The organism is Streptomyces purpurogeneiscleroticus, from assembly GCF_020024005.1.
GTDB lineage: Bacteria > Actinomycetota > Actinomycetes > Streptomycetales > Streptomycetaceae > Streptomyces > Streptomyces purpurogeneiscleroticus.
Genome location: NZ_NHSG01000036.1, coordinates 1 through 6,423 on the forward strand (window position 1 = coordinate 1; position 6,423 = coordinate 6,423).

Consider the following 6,423-nt stretch of genomic DNA (forward strand, 5'->3'; position numbering starts at 1 on the left):
CAACCGCCCGCCCACCACCCCTGTGGATAACTTCGGCGATGCGGTCGGGGGCAGCGTGGGTACAGGCCACTTGACCTGCGGAAATGAACCTTTGTGGGCTGAGGCGGGCTGGGCGGCCATGATCGCCCCGGCTCGACCCGGCTCGGCTCAGCTCGGCTCAGCTCGGCTCGATCTCGCCCCCGGCTCGTCGCGGCGGCCCGGCTCAGCCCGGGTAGACCGGACCCGTGCCGCGGGTCGCCACCGTCTTCCAGTTCGCGTCCACCGGCAGCCGGACGATGCCCTCGTCCGCGTCCGCGATCAGCGGCCGGGTCTCGTCCTCCGAGGCCGCCACCGCCTCGACGCCGTTCACACCGGGCAGCGTCTGCGTGTTGGACGCCGAACCGTCCGTCTCCATGAACTGCATCTGCTGCACCCCGCCGGACTCCCGGCCGACCACGACCAGCCGGCTGTCGCCCGCCCAGGAAGCGGCCACCACGTCCTCCAGCTGCGGCGCGATCGGGCGCAGCGCCTGTACGGACAGCTTGGGGTTCATCGCCGTACCGCCGCGCTCCACGCGGCCCAGCTGCAGGGTCGTCCGCCCCTTGTCCTCGATGAGCATCGCGATCCGGATGCCGTCGGACGCCACCCTGATCGACTTGATGCGCCGCTTGCCGAGCCCGGCAACCTCGACCTCCTGCGGCTCGCCCTTACCCGACCGCAGCCGCAGCAGCCGCGACCCGTCGTCGTCCCGGTCCGCGATCCACAGATCGCCCAGGCCGTCCCAGCTCGGCGCGGTCAGCCCGTCCGTCTCGGTCTTCGCCTTGCTGCGCAGCCGTACCTCGGCGCGCTTGGACATCTCGTCCAGGGCGGCGACGTACAGCGCGCGCCCGTTCAGCGAGACGCCGGCGGCGGTCTCCTCGCCGTGTGCCACGCCCACCGAGCGCAGCGCGATCTTCCCCGTACCGAGCGGTCCCGGCACCGGGGTCGCGTCGGTCGCGGTATCCGTCATGCTGACCACCCGGTGGTCACCGTCGACGTAGTACTCCAGCGCGGTGTGCCGTACCCGGGCCTGTTGGCCGAAACGGTCCGCCGCCTCCTCCTGCTTCAGCTTGCACAGCGAGTCACCGCTGTCCTTCTGGAGCTCCACCTCGCTGACCTTCGAAGCGCGCGCCATGCCCTGCACCGTGAAGAGCACCTGGGCGGCCATCCGCCTGCACTGATTGCCGTCCGCGCCGGTCGCCTCCTTGCTGAGCCGTACCCGCAACGCGTTGGAGTCGTCCAGCGTCAGCGTGGGCCGCGTGACGTGCGTGTCCTTCGGGAACGCGGAAACCGCCACCTGTTGCAGCCAGTTGGTCGGCCCCTGCAGCAGCGCGTTCACGCTGGCCGTGACGGGATCTATCCGCTGCCGGAGGTACACGGGGTCGGCGACGAGCACGTTCTTGCCCGCCCTCGGCTCCCCGGCCTCGGACTTGTAGGACGCGAAGTAGTACTTGTTGACGGGCTGATAGATGCGCTGGAAGTCCGGCAGCCCCAGCACCAGCCCGTTCGGCAGCCGGTCGATGCGCCACTGCCCGTTCTCCCGGGCCAGGTGCATCGTCTCCTGGTACGCCTTCTCCTGAGGCGTGTAGGCGTGCTTGCGGTCCACCGTGGCGACCTGCGTGCCCTCGAGCGTGACGGTGAAGCCCTTGGCGTCCTCACGGTTGGCCGGAGTGCCCTCCGGGGTGGCCTTAGGGCGCTCTTGAAGGACCTTGGTGGTCGCGAACGGCTGCCAGGTCTTGCGGGCGGGCGCCGCCAGATACTGCTTGGCCGTGCGGAGGTTGGCCTCATCGCTGGTCAGCGCGTCGAGGAAGCCGCGCACGATGTCGGTCGGCTGCGCCCCGTCCTGCGGCGGCACGCCGTAGACCCGCACCTGCGAGTCGGCGTCCGCGCGGGACGCCTGGTCGACCGGCAGCGACTCACCGTCGTCCGGCATCGACGCGCAGCCGGCCAGCAGCATCGCCCCGGCGGCGAGCACCGCGACGGTACGGAGGCGGCGGTCCCGGTATGGCCTTCCGGCGCGGCCGCGCCCGCGACCGCGATCAGCGCCGATCACGAAGCTCGTCCTCCCGTCCCTCGCCGTCCCGGGCTTCACCCGTACGGGTATGCGCGTCCGTGGTGTCGCCGGCCGGCGTCTCCTTGGGCGCCGCCCCGTTCGACCCCGCCCCGTTGTGCGCGGCACCGCCGTACACGGTGCCACTGTGCACAGTGCCGCTGTGCCCCGCCCCGTTGTGCGCGGGGCCTTCGTGCGACGCCTCTCCGCTGCCTGCCGCACCGCTCGTGCCCGGGTGCGGCGCGGCCTCCGCGGCGCCGTTCCCGGACTGGGCCGGGACCGTGATCACGGGCTTGCGTGCCTCGATGGCGCGGTGCCCGGCCGCGCGGCTACGGGCGCGGTTGCGCCGCGAGTCCTCCGGCTCCAGGGGGATCGGCGAGCCGCGCAGCGCCTCGCCCGCCGTACGCGGCAGCGTCAGCCGGAACTGGGAACCGCCGCCCGGCTCGCCCCACGCCTGCAGCCAGCCGCCGTGCAGCCGGGCGTCCTCGACCGCGATCGACAGGCCGAGGCCCGTGCCGCCGGTCGTACGGGCCCGGGCCGGGTCGGCGCGCCAGAACCGGTTGAAGACCCGCGTCGCCTCGCCGGGCCGCAGCCCGACGCCGTAGTCCCGTACCGCGATGGCCACCGCGCCGCCGCTCCGGCCGCCCGCGGAGGCCAGGCGTACGACGACGTCCCGGCCCTCACCGTGCTCGACCGCGTTGACCACCAGGTTGCGCAGCACCCGCTCCACACGCCGGGCGTCCGCCTCGGCGACCACCGGGTACTCGGCGCCGCGCACGACGATGCGGCTGCCCTTGGCCTCGGCCAGCGGCTCGGCGCCCTCGATGACCCGGTGGACGACGTCCCGCAGGTCTATCGGCTCGGCCTCCAGCGCGGCCGCCCCCGCGTCGAACCGGCTGATCTCCAGCAGGTCCGCCAGCAGCGACTCGAACCGGTCCAGCTGCCCGCGCAGCAGCTCCGCCGAGCGCGCGGTGGCCGGATCGAAGTCCTCGCGCGCGTCGTGGATGAGGTCGGCGGCCATCCGTACCGTCGTCAGCGGCGTCCGCAGCTCGTGCGACACGTCGGACACGAAGCGGCGCTGCATCCGGGAGAGCGCTTCCAGCTGCTGGATCTTGCTCTGCAGGTTCTGCGCCATCTTGTTGAACGATTCACCGAGCCGGGCGATGTCGTCCTCGCCGGTGACCTTCATCCGCTCCTGCAGCAGGCCGGCGGCCAGCCGCTCGGAGATCCCCGCGGCCATCCGTACGGGGGTGACGACCTGCCGCACCACCAGCCACGCGATCGCGCCCAGCAGCACCACGACGAAGACCCCGGCCGTGGCGAGGGTGCCCTTCACGAGGCTGAGCGACTTCTCCTCCTGGCTGAAGGAGAACAGGTAGTACAGCTGGTACGGATTGCTGTTGACGTCGTCCAGCCGCTTGCCGATGACCAGCGCTGGCTCGCCCTCGTCCGACCCGACCCGCTTGATCTGGGTGTACTCGCGGTACGTGCCCGCCTTCTTGTCCAGCTTCCGGCGCATCTCCACCGGCACGCTCCGCTCCGGGTCCACGTCCCCCGAAGCGCGCGGACCGCGGATACCGGGACTGTCGTCCACGAACGGCTGCTCGACAGCCGAGTCCGAGCTCAGCGCGACCACCGAGAACACGCCCTGGCCGCCGCTGGCGAGCTGCTCGACCAGGCTGGTGAGCCAGGTCGCGGAGTCCTGCGCGCCGCGGTTACCGGGGCGCTGGGTGTCGTCCCCGCGGATGTCACCGGCGCCGTCGGCCATCTGCTGCGCCACGGCGAAGCCGCCGGCGGCCTGGCTCTGCGCGGCCTGCCGCTTGGCGTCCAGCAGGCCGTTGCGCACCTGTCCGATGACCACGAGGCCGAGCAGCAGCACCACACCCAGCGACATCAGCAGGGTCGTCGCGACGACCCGCAGCTGGATGTTGCGCCGCCACAGACGCATGGCGGGCAGCAGCGGCCGGCGCACCCAGCGGCCGATGAGGCGCAGCATGGGGTGGACCGGCCCGGTCGCCGCCCCGTCGGGCAGCAGCTGCTGCCCGCCTCGCACGAAGCGCTCGAAGAAGGACATGTCATCCGCCGCGTCGGCGGCCCGCCCCCGCGTCCCCTCCGGAGCCGAACCGTCCCGGGTCATGTCAGCTGGGCCCGGCCTTGTAGCCGACGCCACGCACCGTCACCACGATCTCCGGCCGCTCTGGGTCCTTCTCGACCTTGGAGCGCAGCCGCTGCACGTGGACGTTGACCAGCCGGGTGTCCGCGGCATGGCGGTACCCCCAGACCTGCTCCAGCAGGACCTCACGGGTGAAGACCTGCCACGGCTTGCGCGCCAGCGCGACCAGCAGGTCGAACTCCAGCGGCGTCAGCGCTATCGACTGCCCGTCCCGCTTCACGGAGTGCCCCGCCACGTCGATGACCAGGTCACCGATGGCCAGCTGCTCCGGCGCGGGCTCCTCGGACCGGCGCAGCCGTGCCCGGATCCGTGCCACCAGCTCCTTGGGCTTGAACGGCTTGACGATGTAGTCGTCCGCACCCGACTCCAGACCGACCACCACATCAACGGTGTCGCTCTTGGCCGTGAGCATCACGATCGGCACCCCGGACTCGGCCCGGATCAGCCGGCACACCTCGATGCCGTCCCGTCCGGGCAGCATGAGGTCGAGCAGTACAAGGTCGGGCTTGGCCTCGCGGAACGCGGCGAGCGCCTTGTCGCCGTCCGACACGAACGACGGTTCAAAGCCTTCGCCGCGCAGCACGATGCCGAGCATCTCTGCCAGTGCGGTGTCGTCGTCGACGACCAGGACGCGTCCCTTCATTCGGCCATCATCCCATTACCTGATCGTGACTTAGCGAATCGTGACGTGGAACACACTTCCGCAAGGCTGTCACGTGTGACCGGAGAGACCACGCCGGCCTCGGTCACGATCGCGGTCACCAGCTCCGCCGGAGTGACGTCGAAGGCCGGGTTGTAAGCCTGCGCGCCCAGCGGCGCCACCGGAACTCCGACGCCCGCCTCCATCCCCCCGGCGAGTACATGCGGCAGGGAGATTTCGGTCACTTCGTGCCCGGACCGCTGCTCCACCTCGATCAACGCACCCTCCTCGGTGTCCGGATCCAGCGTCGTGGTGGGGGCGACCACCACGAACGGCACGTGGTGATAGCGCGCCAGTACGGCCAGCGGATAGCTGCCCACCTTGTTGGCGACCGCGCCGTCCGCCGCGATCCGGTCCGCGCCGATCAGTACGGCATCCACCTCGCCCGCCGCGAAGAGCGACCCCGCCGCCCCGTCGGGCAGCACTGTGTACGCCATGCCCGCCCGCGCCGCTTCGTACGCGGTCAGCCGCGCACCCTGCAGCAGCGGCCGCGTCTCGTCCACCCACAGGCGTCGCAGCTCTCCCACCCGGTGCGCCGCGAGCGCCACCGCGAAGGCGGTGCCCTCGCCCCCGGAGACCAGCGCTCCCGTGTTGCAGTGCGTGAGGATGCGGTGACCGCCGCCCGGCAGCAGCTCACCGAGCAGCGCCAGCCCGTGCTCCGCCATCCGTGCGCTGGCCCGCGCGTCCTCGGCGTGTACCGCCCTGGCCTCTGCCAGCGCGGCCCCCGCGGCCTCCTCGGGCGGCTGCCCGGCGAGCAGTGCCTCGTCGTACGCCGCCACCGCGCGCCGCACGCCGTACGCAAGGTTGACGGCGGTCGGCCGGGCATACGCCAGGCTCGCCGCGGCATCGGCCACATCGAACCCGCGAGCGGCCGCCAGCGCGACGCCGTACGCCCCGGCGATCCCCAGCAGCGGAGCACCCCGCACCGCCAGCGTCCGGATCGCCTGAACCAGAGCCGGTACGTCCGTACACACCAACTCGGTTTCTTCCGCGGGCAATCGTGTCTGGTCCAGCAGGACCACCACCGGCCCTTCGGGCGGCTCCTCCCAACGCAACGCAGGGACTGCGGGCGCCACGGCGCCTGCCTGACGTACTCCGTACGGATCGGCCATCCGCCCAGTCTGCCGTCAGCGGCACGGCAAACATAAGGTCCCCCCTCCGGACCCGGACAGACTTCGGGCTCCGGACGGTCTTCGGGATCAGGACAGCCGCTGGATTCGGGACCGGGACGACCGCTGGATTCGGGACCGGGACAGCCGCCGGGACAAGCGGAACATCTCCGGCCGGTACCGGGGCGTAGCTTCCTGACAAGGGGGCCGGTACGAAACCGGACTTGCCATGGCACGATGACTGACACCGCGGATCCCGGATCCCGACCGCCGCCGCGGACGGGCAGTGTGAAGGAGCGACGATGAACAACTCTCCGGGCTGGGCCTCGCCCGGATCCTCCCCCTCCGACGAGCCGGACCGCGGCCCCCAGGA

Annotated in this window: 4 protein-coding genes; all 4 read right to left on the reverse strand. The window is 71.9% G+C overall.

Annotated features, from left to right (window positions below; genetic code table 11):
* Positions 1-202 precede the first annotated feature (202 nt).
* Genes CCS38_RS00955 through mtnA form a run of 4 tightly spaced genes read right to left on the reverse strand, consistent with a single transcriptional unit; the run spans position 203 to position 6,053 of the window.
* Positions 203-2,068 carry an LpqB family beta-propeller domain-containing protein gene (locus CCS38_RS00955; protein WP_372456955.1) on the reverse strand — a complete coding sequence of 622 codons (1,866 nt, stop codon included), beginning with the start codon at positions 2,066-2,068 and terminating at the stop codon, positions 203-205.
* Positions 2,058-4,205 (reverse strand): MtrAB system histidine kinase MtrB, encoded by a 2,148-nt coding sequence (gene mtrB / locus CCS38_RS00960; protein ID WP_372456954.1) that lies wholly within the window; start codon positions 4,203-4,205, stop codon positions 2,058-2,060. The genes CCS38_RS00955 and mtrB overlap by 11 nt, the downstream gene beginning before the upstream one ends.
* A 1-nt stretch (position 4,206) precedes the next feature.
* The gene (mtrA, locus tag CCS38_RS00965; protein ID WP_030250475.1) at positions 4,207-4,884 is read right to left on the reverse strand and encodes a two-component system response regulator MtrA; all 678 of its coding nucleotides are present in this window, start codon (positions 4,882-4,884) and stop codon (positions 4,207-4,209) included.
* Positions 4,881-6,053: an S-methyl-5-thioribose-1-phosphate isomerase gene (gene mtnA, locus CCS38_RS00970; RefSeq protein ID WP_223731256.1), complete on the reverse strand. Its 1,173-nt coding sequence runs from the start codon at positions 6,051-6,053 to the stop codon at positions 4,881-4,883. The genes mtrA and mtnA overlap by 4 nt, the downstream gene beginning before the upstream one ends.
* Between the last annotated feature and the right edge of the window lie 370 nt (positions 6,054-6,423).